At 66.9% G+C, this 16775-nt stretch carries 26 protein-coding genes; 22 read left to right on the forward strand and 4 right to left on the reverse strand.

What is annotated here, in order from left to right; genetic code table 11:
• Positions 1 to 334 precede the first annotated feature (334 nt).
• Positions 335 to 1168 carry a hypothetical protein gene (locus LL239_RS15610; protein WP_228164374.1) on the reverse strand — a complete coding sequence of 278 codons (834 nt, stop codon included), beginning with the start codon at positions 1166 to 1168 and terminating at the stop codon, positions 335 to 337.
• Positions 1169 to 1507: 339 nt separating this feature from the next.
• Between LL239_RS15610 and LL239_RS15615 the strand changes: the two genes are divergently transcribed.
• The 21 genes from LL239_RS15615 to LL239_RS15710 all read left to right on the forward strand — a co-directional run bounded on the left by LL239_RS15615 (position 1508) and on the right by LL239_RS15710 (position 13177).
• Positions 1508 to 2278 (forward strand): hypothetical protein, encoded by a 771-nt coding sequence (locus LL239_RS15615; RefSeq protein ID WP_228164375.1) that lies wholly within the window; start codon positions 1508 to 1510, stop codon positions 2276 to 2278.
• Between the two features lie 11 nt (positions 2279 to 2289).
• A complete protein-coding gene (locus tag LL239_RS15620; protein WP_062633397.1) occupies positions 2290 to 2739 on the forward strand; it encodes a hypothetical protein in 450 nt (149 codons plus the stop codon).
• A gap of 281 nt (positions 2740 to 3020) precedes the next feature.
• Complete coding sequence (locus tag LL239_RS15625) at positions 3021 to 3482, forward strand: hypothetical protein (RefSeq protein ID WP_005051901.1); 462 nt, start codon at positions 3021 to 3023, stop codon at positions 3480 to 3482.
• An 11-nt stretch (positions 3483 to 3493) separates the two neighbouring features.
• Positions 3494 to 4771 (forward strand): hypothetical protein, encoded by a 1278-nt coding sequence (locus LL239_RS15630; protein ID WP_005051902.1) that lies wholly within the window; start codon positions 3494 to 3496, stop codon positions 4769 to 4771.
• A gap of 36 nt (positions 4772 to 4807) precedes the next feature.
• Complete coding sequence (locus tag LL239_RS15635) at positions 4808 to 5050, forward strand: hypothetical protein (protein ID WP_005051904.1); 243 nt, start codon at positions 4808 to 4810, stop codon at positions 5048 to 5050.
• Positions 5051 to 5214: 164 nt separating this feature from the next.
• Positions 5215 to 5514: a hypothetical protein gene (locus tag LL239_RS15640; RefSeq protein WP_062633405.1), complete on the forward strand. Its 300-nt coding sequence runs from the start codon at positions 5215 to 5217 to the stop codon at positions 5512 to 5514.
• Positions 5515 to 5561: 47 nt separating this feature from the next.
• A complete protein-coding gene (locus LL239_RS15645) occupies positions 5562 to 5783 on the forward strand; it encodes a hypothetical protein (RefSeq protein WP_005052790.1) in 222 nt (73 codons plus the stop codon).
• Positions 5784 to 5854: 71 nt separating this feature from the next.
• Positions 5855 to 6271 (forward strand): hypothetical protein, encoded by a 417-nt coding sequence (locus LL239_RS15650; protein WP_043341034.1) that lies wholly within the window; start codon positions 5855 to 5857, stop codon positions 6269 to 6271.
• A gap of 71 nt (positions 6272 to 6342) precedes the next feature.
• Complete coding sequence (locus LL239_RS15655; RefSeq protein ID WP_228164376.1) at positions 6343 to 6624, forward strand: hypothetical protein; 282 nt, start codon at positions 6343 to 6345, stop codon at positions 6622 to 6624.
• Complete coding sequence (locus LL239_RS15660; protein ID WP_005052783.1) at positions 6621 to 6902, forward strand: hypothetical protein; 282 nt, start codon at positions 6621 to 6623, stop codon at positions 6900 to 6902. The genes LL239_RS15655 and LL239_RS15660 overlap by 4 nt, the downstream gene beginning before the upstream one ends.
• Positions 6899 to 7027: a hypothetical protein gene (locus LL239_RS17880; protein ID WP_005052780.1), complete on the forward strand. Its 129-nt coding sequence runs from the start codon at positions 6899 to 6901 to the stop codon at positions 7025 to 7027. Before LL239_RS15660 ends, LL239_RS17880 begins: the two co-directional genes overlap by 4 nt.
• A gap of 110 nt (positions 7028 to 7137) precedes the next feature.
• Positions 7138 to 8541: a hypothetical protein gene (locus tag LL239_RS15665; RefSeq protein WP_005052778.1), complete on the forward strand. Its 1404-nt coding sequence runs from the start codon at positions 7138 to 7140 to the stop codon at positions 8539 to 8541.
• Between the two features lie 84 nt (positions 8542 to 8625).
• Entirely contained in the window at positions 8626 to 8949 is a 324-nt protein-coding gene (locus LL239_RS15670) for a DUF3846 domain-containing protein (RefSeq protein ID WP_005052776.1), read from the forward strand.
• Between the two features lie 4 nt (positions 8950 to 8953).
• Complete coding sequence (locus LL239_RS15675) at positions 8954 to 9907, forward strand: Mom family adenine methylcarbamoylation protein (RefSeq protein WP_139833212.1); 954 nt, start codon at positions 8954 to 8956, stop codon at positions 9905 to 9907.
• A 105-nt stretch (positions 9908 to 10012) separates the two neighbouring features.
• Complete coding sequence (locus LL239_RS15680; protein ID WP_062633409.1) at positions 10013 to 10888, forward strand: ArdC-like ssDNA-binding domain-containing protein; 876 nt, start codon at positions 10013 to 10015, stop codon at positions 10886 to 10888.
• A 105-nt stretch (positions 10889 to 10993) separates the two neighbouring features.
• A complete protein-coding gene (locus LL239_RS15685; protein ID WP_005052768.1) occupies positions 10994 to 11197 on the forward strand; it encodes a hypothetical protein in 204 nt (67 codons plus the stop codon).
• 11 nt (positions 11198 to 11208) lie between these two features.
• Positions 11209 to 11931, forward strand: a complete 723-nt coding sequence (locus LL239_RS15690) for an HNH endonuclease family protein (protein ID WP_005052767.1) — start codon at positions 11209 to 11211, stop codon at positions 11929 to 11931.
• 26 nt (positions 11932 to 11957) lie between these two features.
• Positions 11958 to 12368, forward strand: a complete 411-nt coding sequence (locus LL239_RS15695) for a hypothetical protein (RefSeq protein ID WP_005052764.1) — start codon at positions 11958 to 11960, stop codon at positions 12366 to 12368.
• Between the two features lie 10 nt (positions 12369 to 12378).
• Positions 12379 to 12624: a hypothetical protein gene (locus LL239_RS15700; protein ID WP_005052762.1), complete on the forward strand. Its 246-nt coding sequence runs from the start codon at positions 12379 to 12381 to the stop codon at positions 12622 to 12624.
• Complete coding sequence (locus LL239_RS15705; RefSeq protein ID WP_005052760.1) at positions 12621 to 12905, forward strand: hypothetical protein; 285 nt, start codon at positions 12621 to 12623, stop codon at positions 12903 to 12905. The genes LL239_RS15700 and LL239_RS15705 overlap by 4 nt, the downstream gene beginning before the upstream one ends.
• Positions 12902 to 13177 carry a hypothetical protein gene (locus LL239_RS15710; protein WP_005052758.1) on the forward strand — a complete coding sequence of 92 codons (276 nt, stop codon included), beginning with the start codon at positions 12902 to 12904 and terminating at the stop codon, positions 13175 to 13177. The genes LL239_RS15705 and LL239_RS15710 overlap by 4 nt, the downstream gene beginning before the upstream one ends.
• A 158-nt stretch (positions 13178 to 13335) precedes the next feature.
• Here the strand turns inward: LL239_RS15710 and LL239_RS15715 are convergent, their stop codons facing one another.
• The 3 genes from LL239_RS15715 to LL239_RS15725 all read right to left on the reverse strand — a co-directional run bounded on the left by LL239_RS15715 (position 13336) and on the right by LL239_RS15725 (position 16116).
• The gene (locus LL239_RS15715) at positions 13336 to 13584 is read right to left on the reverse strand and encodes a hypothetical protein (RefSeq protein ID WP_043341029.1); all 249 of its coding nucleotides are present in this window, start codon (positions 13582 to 13584) and stop codon (positions 13336 to 13338) included.
• Positions 13585 to 13735: 151 nt separating this feature from the next.
• Positions 13736 to 14740 carry an IS481 family transposase gene (locus LL239_RS15720; protein ID WP_228164377.1) on the reverse strand — a complete coding sequence of 335 codons (1005 nt, stop codon included), beginning with the start codon at positions 14738 to 14740 and terminating at the stop codon, positions 13736 to 13738.
• Positions 14737 to 16116: an MFS transporter gene (locus LL239_RS15725; protein ID WP_228164378.1), complete on the reverse strand. Its 1380-nt coding sequence runs from the start codon at positions 16114 to 16116 to the stop codon at positions 14737 to 14739. The genes LL239_RS15720 and LL239_RS15725 overlap by 4 nt, the downstream gene beginning before the upstream one ends.
• Before the next feature lie 68 nt (positions 16117 to 16184).
• Here LL239_RS15725 and LL239_RS15730 point away from each other — a divergent pair, with 68 nt between their 5' ends.
• Positions 16185 to 16766, forward strand: coding sequence for a TetR/AcrR family transcriptional regulator (locus LL239_RS15730; RefSeq protein WP_228164379.1), 582 nt, complete (start codon positions 16185 to 16187; stop codon positions 16764 to 16766).
• Positions 16767 to 16775 lie beyond the last annotated feature (9 nt).

Raw genomic sequence — 16775 nt, forward strand, 5'->3', positions numbered from 1 at the left:
AGATCACCGCCGCCTAAACTAACGACAGCTGATCATCGCAACGAAGCGAAAGACCACCACTCAAACGGACGCGGCCCTCACAGGTCCTGTCCCCTGGTGTGGTGGAGGATCCGGCCGGGTTGTCTTCGTCGTAGACGTTGGTGAGCCATCGTGGTGATAGTCAGTGAGGGCTCGTCGGATCTGATCGACGCGGGAAGCGACCGTGTGGATCGTTGCCGCTCCGCACGATCTCACCACGGAGCGCACCGCCCGCCGCAACTGGACCCGCCCGACGACGCTCGCCACCTGGCCGGGGAGGTCGACCTGAAGGTTCCCAAATACCCGGGGGCGTGACTCACGCCTCGAGGTTCTCGGTCCCGACGAACGCGTTGTGACGCCAATAGATGTTGTCCCGGAAGTGCGCAAACCCGACGCTTTCGTACGACGCAGCGACCTTCTTTCGGGAGCGCCGAAACTCGATCTCGGACAGGTGCTCCCACGGCACCGGTTGCGCGCGGAGAACGATGAGAGTCTCCCTCCCCGTGCCGGTCACCGTCTCCACCAGCGTCGTGAGCAGACGTGGACCAAGGCGCTGACCCCGGTACGGTGGCTCCACAAAGACGCCCTCGACGATCACGAGCTGCGACACCTGCTCGCCAACCAGCGGATCGCGGGAGTCGAGCCACTCGAAGACGTTCTCATCACCGAGAATCGACTCGGTGATCTCGAATGCTTCGCCGCCTACTTGATCGAACACGTCAACGACGTCACCCACCCGGTCGAGGTCGACGGTGTACGCAGTAGCGCGCGCGATGACACGACGCTCCGGCTCCCCCTCGTCGTCGTCATCGAAGATGTACAACGTCGCGTCAGCGGAGATCTTCGCGACGCCCGACGGCAACTCCGTCCAGTTCACGGAGTCCGGTACTCCGACCAGTGGCCGCGTGACCTTCACAATGCACTCAATATCCGTGAGGTCCACGTCAAGTCGCGCAACAACAGCAGACATACTCACCCCTTCAACAACGGATACGCGGCAACGGCATCGTGCCGACAATACCCGGGCGCTAGCCGCGATCCAGCAGAGAAGCTGAGGCGCTGTGAAACCGCCGCCCACATGATCGCGACGGTCGGCCGGCGTCCGAACCATATGGACATCGCGTGGACATTTCAACTGCGAAATGGACATTTCAGAAAGATCCCTACAAGATCGACGCTTGACCCGCACGCAGAAACCCCCTACTCTGTGAATGTCACATTCACTACTAACTGAGTAGAGGGAGACCCCACAGACCCACAGCCAGGGGAACCGCGCAACGCCGTTCCCCTCCCAGGGACAGGCGCCACACCGCAGCCTGACGAGCGCTCGCCGCGCTCTTCGCTCCGTCCCTCACGGCGACCGCCGTCCTCCCAACCAGGTCGCCGCCGCGGGGGCGGCTCCGTGACATAGCCGCCCCCGCACCTTCCCCTTCATGTCCGCGAAGAGAACGATCCGCGGCCTATACCCACAGACGCATCGGAGGATCCCATGGACAGCATCGACACCACCGCACCGGCAGACTGGCACGACTTCTACGTCGACCCCTTCCCCGGCCGCAAGGGCTCCGAGCGGATCACCGACACCTGCGGCAAGTGCATCGGCACCGGCCTGTACACCGGGCCCACCCACTTCACCGATGGCCACGGTCGCCCGATCTGCTTCGACTGCCACGGCACCGGCACTCGCAGCCGGCTCGTCAGCAGCGCTCGCGCCACCGCCCGCGCCCACGCGAAGGCGCACGCCGAGCACATCGACACGACGCGCGCGATCACCGCCCGTCGCGCTGCCTTCGAGGCCGAGCACCCCGGCCTGCGCGACCAGATCACCGAAGCTCATCTGAGCATCCGGGAGGGCAACCCGCTGCGCGAGAAGATCGGCTACCTCCTCGACTCGCTCGAGGACTCCACCGGCACCCTCGACGCCGATGAGGTCCGCACTGCCCACGAGCTGCTCGAGCAGCTCGAGCGCGAGCTGGCAGCGCGCCGCCCCGTCCCCACGGGACGCACCCTCATCCAGGGTGAGATCCTCGCAACCAAGACCACCGACACCCAGTGGGGCATCACCGTCAAGATCCTCGTCCAGGGCGAAGGCTGGCGCGTGTGGGGCACCAAGCCCTCCGAGATCTCCTCCGCGACGCGCGGCGACGTCGTCGCATTCACCGCAACCGTCTCCGCCTCGGACGACGACGACAGCTTCGGCTTCTACTCCCGTCCCACCAAGGCGCACATCATCGCCGTAGGCATCCGCCGCACCGCATGAACGAGCGCCTCATGAACAGCCGCACCAGCCTGACGATCTACCCCGCCCACGACGAGCGGTCTCTGCATCCGCCGGCGCCGATACTCGTCGACGAGCACTACTTCGTCCGCTCCGGGCTCGAGCAGCTCCCCGCCCGCCTCATCGGGTTCAGTCCTGCCGGCGCGATCGCCATCACGGCATGGGTCCACGACGTGTTCCGCTCCCCCGAGCTCGCACGCGATCTGTACCCGACCTTCATCATCGCCGGCCGCGTCCACGCCCACCCAATCCCTGCTGCCCGAGTCACCGTGCGCGAGCCCTCCGGCGTCGTCCAGGTCGTCATCACCGACCCGCGAGGCAAGCGATACCGCCCCTACCTCGGCGAAGACCGCGACGTCGCCGACCGCATCGCCGCCGCCTGGGGTTCCCACCGCGGCTACTCAGCCACCGTCGAGCAGATCACCCCGGCGGCTACCGCCTGACCACACGATCGGAGATCACCATGCGCTGCCTGATGTGCGAAGAGCCCACCACCATGTACATCCCATCCGACGACGTCGATGGCGTCGGACTGCACAGCTGCGGCGCGTGCGGCTTCGAGATCGAAGCGCCTCGTGATGAGCCCATGCGCACCGTGCCCGCCGACAGGCAGCGCTCTCGACTTTCGGCGACGACGACGACGACGGTTGCGAGAACGCTGCAACCTCTCTAGTATCAGTGAATGTCACATTCACTACTTTCTGATTGATTGAGGAGATCGCCCATGAGCGAATCGGCAGAGACCGTCACTGAGGATGTCGTCTACGTCGGGCGCAGGCAGGCGGGCAATGGCAAGCTCGCGCACTGGTACCGCACGCTCGTCGACGGCGAGATCTCCGACAAGGAGCTCGGCTCGTACAAGCCGTACACGTCGGCGCCGGTCGGCGCGATCATCACGATCACTCGCCCGATCGACGAGCCGAACTCGCTCTACACCCGCGGGCTGCATGCGCCACGGATCACGGGCGCCTATGCCGACCGCGCGGCCACCGACGAGTGGCGTGTGACCGATCAGGCCGAGGCGCAGCGCGACGCGAACGAGCGGCGCGTCAAGCGGGATCTCGACGGGCTGCCTGCCGAGTTCACCGCAGCACTGGACACCCTGGGCGCGCACTTCTCCCGCCTCAACTCTCCGCAACGGGCGGCGCTGTTGTCGCTCGTCACCGCGAAGCTCCTGCGCTACTGAGGCCGAACGTGATGTCCACCCTCGACCTGCTCGACGACAGCTTCCCGCACGGCACCCCGGACGGGTACCGCCGCGGATGCCGCACTGCAGCGTGCCCCGCGCTCATCCCCTGCCGCACCATCCACACCCGCTATGCCGGCGACTTCTCCTTCGCGAAGCTCATCGACGCCGGCACGCCCCTTGCGGAGATCCTCGAGCGCGACGCAGCCGCACGCGACCAGTCCCGGCAGCGTGACAAGATCGCCGCTCGAGAAGAGCGCCGGGCCGCGGCCGAAGCCACGCAGCCCCGCCGACCCAAGCAGGCCTCGAAGCGCACACCGACAGCACGGCCCGCCCGCCCGCCGAAGACGGCGCCGCTGAGGATCGCGACCCCGCGACCGACGTTGCTGAGGACGCGCACGCATCCTGGCTATCAGTGGATCGACAAGGCCCGCCTCGCGGCCGAGACGCTCCCCGTCGAGCGTGCCAGCACGTTCGCGGAGACGGTCGACGGCTACGAAGCAGCGCTGGATCGTCACGTCGACGAGCTCGCACAGTGGCGCAGCGACCACCGGGATCTGCGCGTCCAGCTGCGTTCCGCGGTCGAGACGCTCAAGACGGCCACCATCGCCGCCGGAAGCGGCCTATCGGTCGGCGGCGTGATCGAGCGTGCTCTGCAGGACGCCACCGCCAGGCATCAGGCAGCAGTCGACGAGCTCGCGAAGCATGATCGCCCGGCACCGCCGGCCAGGCCGCGGATGCCGCGGCCGCAGACCCCGCGGGCCCCTCGCGTCTCCCGACCGCGGCAGCTGCAGCCGCACGGCACCAACGCCTGCCGGGCGCGTGGCTGCGATCGACCGGAGTGCATCGAGGCGGGCCGCGAGTATCACCGGCAGTGGATGGCAAACCGGAAGGAACAGAGCATCCCGGCCGAACACCACGGGACCGCCTACGGCTACCAGCTCGGCTGCAAGGACCGAGATCAATGCCCTGCCGAGATCTCCTGCGCCGACGCATCGCTGACCGAAGAGCGACGCCGGCGGCGGGAAGCCGGCATCGCCCCGCAGGCCCCGCGCGTGCCCGCTGACCCCGTTCGCCGGCACGTCCGACAACTGATGGCCTCCGGCATGACCATCCTCGAGATCGCCGACCGAGCGCAGGCCTCCAAGACCGGCGTGAAAGTCCTTCTCTACGGCCGCTCCGGCGCTCGTAAGGGAGAGCTGCCGGGCGAGATCGAAGCAGCGAAGGCGCAGCGGCTCCTCGCGCTGCAGCCGACCGCCTCCGCTGCGCAGCTCGCACGTTCCGCCTGACATCGACAGCTCAACCGCCGCAAGAAGGCCCCGCCGTTGAACTGGTCGCAGCGGGTCACCATGCGGATGATCGCCGATGGCCGGTCCCCCTCCGGTGGCGCCAGCTACCTCGATACGACAGGCCTGGGGATTCCCGGTGGCACCATCCAGTCTCTCCGCAGGCGCGGTCTGATCGAGCGCTACTCATGGGTCGAACCCGGCTGGGTGCTCACGAAAGCCGGCGTCGATGCCATCAACAGTGGCGCGTGTGACGAACCCGACAGCAGCATCGACGACTAACCTCACCGATCTTCGCAACTCGGGTGTCCGCGAACAGCGCCAAGACCGGCCTATACCCAGCAAGAAGGGCCTGCGGCACAGTCAGGCACGGGGGTTCCCCTACCAGACTCGCAGGCGTATAGTCAGTGAATGTCACATTCACTATTTGATTGAGGAGACAGGCCATGACCATCACCCAGGCCGCAGCCCCCACGGGCACCGCGGTCACCATCGCAGGAACCGTCCGCACACCGCTCACCCTCGTCCGCCGACTCACCGACCGTCAGGCGCGCGTAGGGTTCCGCGTCGAGACCGACGCCGGCTCATACAACGTCCACGCCAACGGGATCCTCGCCGAGATGCTCCGGCTGACGACCCACCGCGGCGACCGTGTAATCGTCCACGGCCCGGCTGTCACGTTCAGCCACCCTGCCCAGACCATCCCCGACCTCGAGGCCGACAGCGTCGAGCTCGACCTCCGCTGACCCACGACGAGGATGGACACCACGACGCATCAGCAGGAGAGAACCCCATGACCCGCATCTTCCACGTCAACGGCAAGCCCGTCGACGTCACCGACGCCGCCGCGGTCCAGGCACTCACCGCGGACGAGTACGCCGACCTGCTCGCTCAGACCCTCAACGACACCGACGCGACCGACACCGAGATCGTCGGACTGCGCCAGGACCAGCCCGACGCCGGCACAGGGTTCATCATCACCAACCCGCCCAACGAGAGCGGGAGCGAGCGATGACCGAGCGCCGGAACAACACAGCCCATCGCCGCGGCGTTGGTGTCCGCAGCGCGGAGGCTCGACGATGCCCCGTGTGCGGACGCGGCGCCGCGCTGGTGAGCGTCACTCCCCGCCCGCTCACGCCAGAGGAGACGACCACCTACTGCCGGTGGGACGACTGCACCTATGCGCGGGTGGTGCCCTCTTCGAGTGATCTGTCGCGGCTGCGAGACGGCACACATGCGACTGCGAGAGCGATCGCCGACGCCGAGGCTCGCGGAAGGATCGACGACGCTGCGAATCAGGTGCTGATCGACCGCCTGTACCCGCCGCTCGATTCGACCGGTCAGCCGTGGCGGAGCGCGTTCGATCATGCGCGCCAGGAAGGGCACAGCGAGGCCGAGGCATACGACTTCGCAGACGAGTACGCGGCCTACGTGGAGGACCGGCAGTACGAGATCCGCGATCCTGACCTGCCGATCCCGTCCCCGAGCGAGTACACGCGATGACCGGGCGTGAGAGTAGTAGGGATCGGCATCAGCGCACGCTGAGCGAGTGGACAACTCGCGCAATCCGGAGCATGTTGCGTTCCTCGGACCCGGCCACCGCCTTCGCACAGCAGGACGGGGTCATCAAGGATCGCATCAGGAACGAGCTCGGTCAGCACCGCCGCGCAACGCTGAGGGTGGTCCTGCCGATCGTGCTGCTCGCTGTCGGCGTGGTGATCGTGGTCCCCGCCCCGATCGTGCTCCTGCCTCTTGCCGGCATTGCGGTGGTCTTCGTCATCATCGTGCGAGAGGACCGACTGGCCCGCCTGCACGAGGCGATCCAGCGTGTGGACCCCGACGAGGACACCCGATGAACGAGGCATCGCCGACCGTCACGCTGGACGTGCGCGCAACGATCGTGCGCACGATCCAGCAGCACACGGACGAGGCGGACGAGGAGGCCGGCTACATCGCGGACGACATCATGGACGCGCTGAGCCTGGGCAGCGAGCTCACGGTGACCGTCCCCAGGCTGCGGCGCCGCGGCGAGCACGAATGGCCGTGCGCGCTGTTCTACGTCGGGAACTGGAACGGTTCGCGGCCGCGTGCACGGTGCAGTTGCCCGCCTGCCGAGGCGGGAGCCGAAGGATGAAGGATCCCCGCCAGCTCTCCCAGGCTGAGCTCGACGAGTACCTCGACCAGCTCGTGCGTGACGGCGACGATGACAGCCCGGAGTTTCACCGCGCCTACCAGGTGTGGGAGGAGCTCAACGGCTGACGTTTGACCATGCCGCCCTCATCGGGGCCCTGCCGACCGGCGGGGCCCCGATTTCTGTCCGCGAACACCCCCAACCCCGGCCTATACCCAGCAGACGAACGGGAGAGGCCATGTGCGACGACATCGACCACGGAGGGCGGCGGTGCCCGTCGTCGACGGCCGAAGGGCAGCGGCGTCGCCGCGCCGAGAAGCGCGAGCGGAACGCCGAGAAGCAGCTTGAGGCCTTCATCGGCGCGACCCCGTTCCGGCCGGTCTCGGGCGAGCTGATGCGGATGAGCTCGCGCCCCAGCTATTGGGACACCGACGAGTGGATCGAGTACGAAGACACCCTGCGCGCGGCCGCGGAACGTCACGGGATCGAGATCTCCGAGCTGCAGCACGCGGACGGGCTCTGGGAGGGCACGTCGGAGCCTGCAGGCGCCTACATCGTCCACGCGGACAGCTTCGAGCAGGTCACCGACTGGGCCGGCGAGCTGGCGGGGCGGTATGAGCAGGACAGCATCATGGCCGGGTACTTCGACGCTGACGGCCCCGACCGGGTCTACAGCTTCGCCGCCGGCACCGGCTCGCAGCAGCAGGTCCAGGAGACCCTCGACATTCTCCGCGCCGCCGGCGCACCGGGAGGCAGGCTCTATGACGGCAAGCTCGAGATCGCGGAACCCGCCGAGTATCCGCTGCCGGCATCCGCCGTGAACGCGATCGCCGCCCGTCTCGGAACAGAACCCACCTTCGCTCGAGCGCACGTTGCCTTCGTGCCCGGCAACGACAGCTACCGTCACCACCAGCCGATCAAGGAGATCCAGTCGCTCAGAGAGCGGTACGCCGATGCGCACGGTTTCCCACAGCGCACGCCGATCCCCCGACTGACCGAGCTCGACGACATCGCTGCAGCGAGGGCATACGCGGCCGCACCGCACGAGCCCGCGCACCCGCAGGTCGCCCGCTCCTACCGATCACTGCGGCAGCACATCGGCGCTCAGTGGGACATGCTCACAGAAGCCGGCTACACCTTCGAGCCCTGGCACGGCGAGACCGAGCAACCCTACGCCGACTCTGCCGCGATGCTGGCCGATCTCCGCGAGAACAAGCACCTGTTCTACTTCCGCACCGAGGTCTCGCAGCACAGCGAGGGGGCCCTTCCGCCGGATCATCCGATGGCTCGCAGCGTTACGGTCACCCTGCCCACGGGCGAGCGGGCGCCGATGCTCGCCAACGACGTCTTCCGCGCCGTCCACGACGCGATCGCGCACAGCGAGGGCCACCAGTTCGGACCCTACGGCGAGAAGCGCGCCTGGTGGACACATCGTGCCTGCCTCCCCCGCGAAGCGCGGCTCGCGCTGTGGTGCGAGACGCGCGCGCAGAACTGCTGGACCAACGCCGGCCCCCACATGACCACGGAGGGGGAAGCCGGGCATCCCCGGCTCATTCGGCGAAGGGAACCGGGTTGGATGCCGCTGAGTGAACGCCCCTATGCGCAGCAGAAGTGCTGCCGCGTCGACTCAGCACTCCTCTAGTCCACGGCGGTTGACGAGGGTACGTCGCCCGCGTACCATCAGTGAATGTCACATTCACTACCGTTCTGATCTGAGGAGGACTCCATGACAACGGCCATCAAGATCACCCCCGCTGGCGAGATCGACACCATCCGCATCGACGAGCTGCCCGACTACCAGCGCGAGATCGGCGGCTGGGTCGCAGAGCTCCGCCTGACCAACGGCCACGCACTGCTCGTCGACGAGGAAGCCGGTCTCAAGGTCACAGAGCCGAACCTGCTCGCCTCGCTCTACCTGACCGAGCACGGCCGCAGCGCACTGCTGTTCAGCACCGCGCTCATCGTCGGGCTGCACCCCAGGACCGGTGAGTGGATCGACGTCGCCCCCGACGTCGACGAGCAGCTCCGCGCGATCGCTGCGCAGATCTGACCTCATGCCCACCCTGAACGCTCGGCCGGTACTCATGCCGGCCGAGCCGCCCTCCTCCCCCGCGAGCGACTACTGCCAGCGTTGGTCTCGCGGCGCCCATTCGTGGCGCCACATCTCCGAAGGCGGGTTCGACCCCCGTCTATACCAGGTGGCCCCGATCACGGAAGCCGCCGCGCGAGCATTCGTCATCGACGAGCACTACGCAGCATCCTTCCCCGCAGCACGCTTCTCGATCGGGCTGCTCACCCGCGACGACCGCTTCCCCATCAACGGCGCCATGGTCGACGAGATGGCACTGGTCGGCGTCGCCACCTTCTCCACCCCGATGAGCAGAGGAGTCCTCAGCTCCGTCTTCGGCACGCTCGAGCCCTACGAACAGAGCATCGAGCTCGGCCGATTCGTACTCACCGACACACCCGCGAACGCCGAATCCTGGTTCCTCGCACGCGCTTTCCGCCACGCCTACGACCGGGGCATCCGCGGCGTCGTCTCTTTCGCCGACCCCTTGCCACGGCGCCGACAGATCACCGAGACCCTCGACAACGGCACCACAATCGAGCGCATCGAACAGACCTCGCCCGGCCACATCGGCGGGATATACCAAAGCGTCAACGCGATCGCCCTCGGCCGCAGCACCGCACGCACCCTGAACTACCTCCCCCGCCGCGGCCTCGTGCTCTCCGAGAGATCTCTGTCCAAGGTAAGAGGACAGGAGCGAGGCGCCGACGCCGCCGAGCGACACCTGGTCTCGCTCGGCGCCCCCATCCGCCGCGCAGGGCAAGACCCGCGAGCCTGGCTGCGCGAGGCGCTCGCCGCGCTCGATGTCACGAAGATCAGGCATCCGGGGAACTTCCGATACGCCTTCCCTCTTGGCAGCAGCTCCCAGCGTCGCCGGCTGCCGATCGGGCTGCCGCGCACCGCGTACCCCAAAGCCGCCACCGACATCCTTCCGGGCTGAGACCCCCGCTGCAGGCGGGTGCAAATCGGAGTTGACGGGGCATATCGAATGCCTCATACTAGTGAATGTCACATTCACTACTCGTCCACTCTGAGGGAGGACACCATGACCACCAAGACCCGCCGCAGCGGCACCACCCGCCGCACCCCGGAAGAGCGCCGCGCACAGGCCGAGGCGCTCCACGAGCAGCTCACCGCACAGGTCGCCACGCTGGCCGAGAGCGAGAACTGGAAGGCCTGGCTGCGCTTCGCGCGCATCGTCCGCCGGCGCTCGTTCTCCAACCAGATGCTCATCCTCGCGCAGGGCGGCACCCACTGCCTCGGCTACCGCCAGTGGGAGACCCTCGGCCGTCACGTCGTCAAGGGCGCGAAGTCGATCAAGATCTTCGGCTACTCCACCAAGCGGATCGTCGAGGTCGACGAGGCCACCGGAGAAGAGTCCACCAGCAGTCGAGTGATCTACCCGGTGCTCTCCGTGTTCGACGTCCGCGACACCGATGGCGAGCCGCTCCCCGAGCAGCCGGCCATCTACCTCGAGGGCGACGACGTCGCAGGCCTCTTCGACCAGCTCGCCGACTTCATCACCGCGCAGGGCTGGGATGTCGCGCTCGAGGACATCGCACAGGACGGGCTCAACGGGTACACCGATGGCCAGGCCCGACAGATCCGGGTCGACAGCAAGATGGCACCGGCCATGCGCGTCAAGACCCTCCTGCACGAGATCGGTCACGCACTTCTGCACTTCGACGAGGGCAGCACCCGCGAGCACCGCGGAGTGATCGAGACCGAAGCCGAGTCGGTCGCGTACTGCGCCGGTGGCCTCCTCGGACTCGACACGTCCGCGTGGTCGATCGGGTACGTCGCAGGATGGGCCGGCGGTGACGTCGACCTCATCCGCAGCGTCGCCGGCAACGTCCTCCGTGCCGTCAACGCGATCGCCGACGCCATGCTCGGCGCCGACGACCAGGCCGCGGCCGCGTAACAGCCCTCGGGGGGCGGGCTCGCCTATGCCCGCCCCCGAGAATCTCTGTCCGCGAACACCCCGAACTGCGACCTATACCCCTAGACGAATACCCCGGAGGAACCCATGGATCTCGCCCTGTCTACCGCCCGCGACTTCGCTCCCCTTCTGCTGGGCAGCGGCGGCCTCGTCGGCATCCTCGTCACCGTCGACACTGCACGCCGCGCAGAGCGCACGGTACGGCGCAGCCTCAAGTTCCTCGTCACCCTTCTCCTCAGCGTCGCCGCGGTCGCCGCGGCCGTCGTACTCGGCGCCGCCCTCTTCCTCTGAACGGACCACTCATGAACCGCCGAACCACACGCCTCGCCTCCGCCGCCGGCGCTGTTGTCGTCGCCCTGCTCGCTGGCGCGATCGCGATCACCAGCCAGCCCTCCGGCGTCAGCGACCTCACCGACACCGCGCCCGCGCCTGTGCCTGTGCCTACCGCAGAGATCTCCGCGGACGCCGCCGCAGCCCTCGATGAGCTCGAGCAGCTCGTCGTGGCCGATGCAGCCGACCAGGACAGCTACGACCGTGACGCGTTCGGGCAACGCTGGGCCGACATCGACCGCAACGGCTGTGACCAGCGCAACGACGCACTCGCGGCCGCGCTCGAGAACATCACCACCAAGCCCGGCACACACGACTGCGTCGTCCTCACCGGAACGCTTCACGACCCTTACACCGGGCTCACGATCGCCTTCGAGCGCGGCCAGGGCACGAGTGAGCTCGTGCAGATCGACCATGTCGTGCCGCTCGCGTGGGGGTGGCGTCAGGGCGCCGACGAATGGGACGAGGCCCAGCGTGAGCGCTTCGCCAACGATCCTCTCAATCTGCAGGCCACGGACGGCAGCACCAACCAGTCGAAGAGCGATCGCGGCCCCTCCGAATGGATGCCCCCGAACGCGGACTACGGATGCGCCTACGCTGCGCGCTTCGTCGACGTCCTCACCGCCTACCAGCTGACGGTCAACCCGGCCGACTACTCCACGCTCCGCGCGCAGCTCGCCAGCTGCGCCGCATGACCCCCCACCCGAGAGGACTGACAACGATGAGCACTCTGAACAACATCGTCATCACCGATGACACCGGCACCCGTTACAACGATCTCTTCCTCGACATCCCGCTGGACAGCTACGAGATCTCCCGCTCCTCTGTCGGCTTCCATTCCGTCGACGCGATCGTGCCAGCCGACCCCTACTCGACCCGCGCATCCGAAGATGGTCCGCTCGGTGCACTGCTTTTCCGCTGGGCTCAAGCGCACGTCGCCGGCCGCAACTACATCATCAGCTGGCAGTACATCGACGCTCACGACGTCCATACCGTCGCCGTCGCCGACACCACCACTCGCGAGCTGCACTTCGTCAACCTGTTCGGCCACGTCATCGCCGGTCGACGCAGCTACAGGCTCCGTGAGCTCGCCGACGCGCTCGACCTCCTGATCGACGCCAGCTTCGACTGAGGACCAGGCCATGCTTTCCGACGAGGTCGCTCGACAGATCATCCACGGCAGCCCCGAGGGCTACGACCTCGGATGTCAGACCCGCGCCGGATGCGCCAACCACCACCACCCCACGCTCATGACCTGTTTCGCCGCCGCGATCGCCGTCCGCGATGACTGGCGCCTCGCGAAGCTGCCTCGCAACGAACCCCTCCCCAAATCCGCTCGGCGGCTACGCCGCTCCTCCCCCAGAAGCAAGGAAGGAACACCCTCATGACCGACCCCGAGCTCACTGCGTGGCCGGCACTGCGCCTCGGAGATCATGCCCTCATCCGGGAGCGCGCGACAGCACGCGAGCTCGCCGTCACCATCGTCGCTCTGCTCGAGCCGATCGAGGGCGAGGGTGAGGGCCTGGTCGACCACCGGGGCCGCGTCATCCGGCACCACTTCTACGACGCCCGACCCATCGCGGCCGACGTCGATCTCCCCGACCAGCGCGACGTCGACACACGCTTCGCCCGACTGACCGCAGATCTCCTGAACACGAGGACACGATGACCGCACCGCTCACCACCACCGAGACCCGCCTGCTACACAAGTCGCTCGAGCTCGCCGCCGGCTACGCGAACAATGAACGCGACGAGACCGCGATCCTTGAGCTCAGCGCACGCATCCGACAGGCACAGAAGACCATCCCCTCTGCACCGGACGCGCACACCACGATCCTCGCGACGATCGACGCCATAAAGCGCGCAGGACGCCACGAGCAGCTCACCCCTCAGCTGCTCGACCGAGTCGCTGACGAGCTCCTCCAATCCACCCCGCTCTGACCGCCCCGCGCGGTACACTAAGGCGCGGCACCCGGCTGTTGAGCAGGTTCCCTTCCGCCCCTCGGGGCGATGGCTCCTCCTCAGTTGGATCGTTGGTGAATGTGACAATTTCCACGCTCCGGCCGGGTGCCGTTTTCTCTTGCCCCGGTGGCACGCGATCATCGACGATTGCTCACCGGTGGACCAGTCGCCCTCACATACTCCGACCAGGTGCACTCGACAGCGAGCCTCATTGCATCGTCGGGGAAGTAGCCGATCAACACTCGCCGCTCGGGATCGCGATCGAACGTCACGGAACGCAGCAGCCTACGGCCGCGGATCTCGACATGGCGGATGATCGCGATCCTCTTGCTGTGGTCGAACACGTACCAGATCCCCGGCTCCGGCGACGCCTGCAGCTGAGACATCGGAGACCAGTGCTGCACCACAACAGCGAACACTATGCCGGCGCACCGACAGCCCCGTGCCGACGACGACCGCGTGACTCAGCTCGTCAGCGACCCGCCGGATCCGTAGGCGTCGTGGTCATACCGCTGTAGCGCAGCAATGAACTCGGCACTAGTTGTATGAGGGCTGAACGTTGGTGACGCCGTCCCTAAGTCGAGATGCTGGCGGCCGCCCACCGGTTCCGCTGTGCGGGCGGTGGTAGTTGTAGTGGATGTTCCAGACGGCGATCGCGGAATTGCGGGCATCCTCGCTATTGAACTCGCGGGCGTAGAGCAGCTCCTCGGCCAGGATTCGCTGGTAGCGCTCCACCTTGCCGTTGTGGCGCGGGGTGTACGGCTTCGTCTTCTGATGTCGCGTGCGTCGTCCGACGATCCGGGCGAAGTCACCAGAGCGGTAGCAGGCCCCGTTGTCGGTGACGACCCGGTGGATGTGCGTGATGCCGTGCGCTGCGAACCAGACCTTGGCTCGGGCCAGGAACGCAGCAGCGGTGGCTCCCTTCTCGTCGGGCAGCGGCTCGGTGTAGGAGAGCCGAGAGAATCCGTCGACGGCCGAATGCAGGTAGGTGTAGCCACGCTTCGCGCCAGCTGACTTGGCGCGCTCGACGGTCTTGGCCTGATCGCTGTCGCGGCCATGGGTGCGCCAGCCGCCGCCATCGGGGATCCGGCCGACCTTCTTCACGTCAAGGTGCACCATGTGACCGGGCCAGCGTGCATTGATCTTCCCGGGCTTGCGGTTGCTCTCTCCGCCGGGGTCGATGAACCTCCGTCTGCCGAGACCGAGTTGGGTCAGGTGGCGGGTGACGGTGCGGCGGTTGATCGAGAATCCGAGCTCGACGAGTTCGTAGGTGATTCGATTGGCCGACCATTTGTGTTCACGCCGCCAGGTCTCGATGCGCTCGAGGACCCAGGCGGGTGTCGCGTGCGGACTCCGATGCGGAGTCGACGAGCGGTCTTGAAGTCCGTCGTCGCCGTGACATCGCCACCGGTTGACCCACTTCGACGCGCACGCCCGCGAGATTCCCATCTCGGCCGACACATGGGCGATCGGCCGGGTCTTGCATCGCTCAACCAGCCGGCGGCGGCCTTCGATACTCAATGGCGCGTTGGCGTGAGTCACAACGTTCTCCTTGTCGTCTTGGCGGGCTGCGGCTCGCTGCGCTGGGCGGGGATTGCGGCCGCAGTGGCGATCACAGCAAGGAGCGCTACTGACATGAAGACGAAGGCGGCTCTATCGGTGCCCGCGATAGCGGCGGCGGCGGTCGCGGCTGCGAGGCCGATCGCGCCGCCGAACTGCTTCGCCGTGTTCATCAGGCCAGAGGCTGCGCCAGCATGTTCAGGACGAACGCCCGTGGTGACGAGCGTGGCGAGCGGCGTGTTCATCAGGCCACCGCCGATCCCAATCATGACGGTGGGAACCAGGACTGCGACAGCGAAGGACGCGCCGTCGACGACTGTCAGCCAGAGCAGTCCGGGAACGGCGACGACGACACCGGCCACGATCAGCGCCCGGGGCGCGCGTCGCTTCATCAGGCGCGGCGTGCACCAAAGGTTCACGACCAGCATGCTGGCGGTGAGAGGGAGGAACGCCAGACCGGCCTGGATCGGCGAATAGCCAAACTGAGTCTGCATCCGGTACGTCAGGAAGTACCACAGTCCGACTTGGAAGCATGCCCCGGTCAACGCGGTCGCGATATTGCCGAGGACGATGAGCCGGTCTCGTGCAAGATCGCTCGGCACGAGTCTGTGGGACGTGCGGCGCTGCTGCAGGAAGAGCAGGACGAACAACGCGACCGCGAGCGAACCCACTACGGCTAGAAGGCCACCCGGGGCTCCCTCACCTGCGACGGACAGAGCGTATATGGCGCACGTGAATGCGGCTGTTGCCAGCCCTGCACCGATGAAGTCGATGCGACCCGTGCTGCACTGTTCAGTGGTTCGTCGGTGGAGAACGAGGGCCGCGATGACGACACCGGCCCCGATGGGAAGGTTGATCAACAAGGTGGCTCGCCAGGAGATCAGGTCGGTGAGCAACCCGCTCGCGATGTTGCCCAATCCGCCCCCAGCCAGGCTTACTGCGGTCCAGACAGCGATAGCTCGCGTTCGTTCCGGGCCCTCGGCATGGGTGGTCGTCAGCAAGGTGAACGTAGCCGGAGACGCCGCAGCGGCAGAGACACCCTGTGCCGCACGGGCGGCGATGAGCACCCAGCCTTCCGTCGCGAGACCTCCGATGAGGCTCGCCAGGGTGAAGGCCGCCACGCTCCAGGCGAGCAGCCTCGCGGTGCCCACGACATCGGCCAACCTCGCGCCGACCAGGAGCAATCCAGCGAAGCCAAGACTGTAGGCCAATGCCACCCACGACGCGGCAACCTCGGAGAGTCCGAGGTCGGCCTGGATCGAAGGCAAGGCGACATTCACCACCGAGACATCCAGCACGACGATCAGCTGAGCTAGACAGGACGTCCAGAGCCCGAGCCGTTGCAACCATGTAGACATACCCCTCCTTGATACGCTTGTACCATTTGGTACGAGCGTATCATCGGCGGAGATGGTGAGGAGTCTTGATGACGGAGTCGACGCGCAGAACCGAGATCATGGAGGCCGTTGAGCGCCTCCTGGCCCGTGGCGGGCTTAACGCCGTCACCATGAGAGCCGTCGCCGCCGAAGCAGACGTGTCCCTCCGACTCGTTCAGTATTACGGCAGCACCAAGGACGAACTCCTCAGCGCCACGCTCGACCGCCTTGCCGACAAGAGTGTCGAACGATGGCGGGCTCGTACCCGACGGCAGGGAGACGAGTCGCCGCTCGAGGTCATCAAAGGCTTCTACGACGAGGCACTACCAACAGATCGGGCGAGCCAAGATTTCCACCGGGTCGGCGTCTGCATGGAGGGTCTGGCGCTTACCGGCACCGACATGGCAGGGCAGGCATATCAGCGACATCTGGGCGGCGTTGAAGACCACCTTTCCGGCGTCCTGGAGTCCGGTGGTCTTAGCGCGACAGCCGCACGCCGCCTGGCCCTGGAAGTGATGGCATTGGCCCACGGAGTCGGGACACTGGTGATGACAGGACAGCTTTCCGAGACCGACGCCCAGACGCTGATCAAGAACTACCTTGAACGGCTCGGACCACAACTATCCCCATGACCGCGCGGA

This window comes from Microbacterium testaceum (assembly GCF_020781835.1).
In the GTDB taxonomy this organism is placed as follows: domain Bacteria; phylum Actinomycetota; class Actinomycetes; order Actinomycetales; family Microbacteriaceae; genus Microbacterium; species Microbacterium testaceum_H.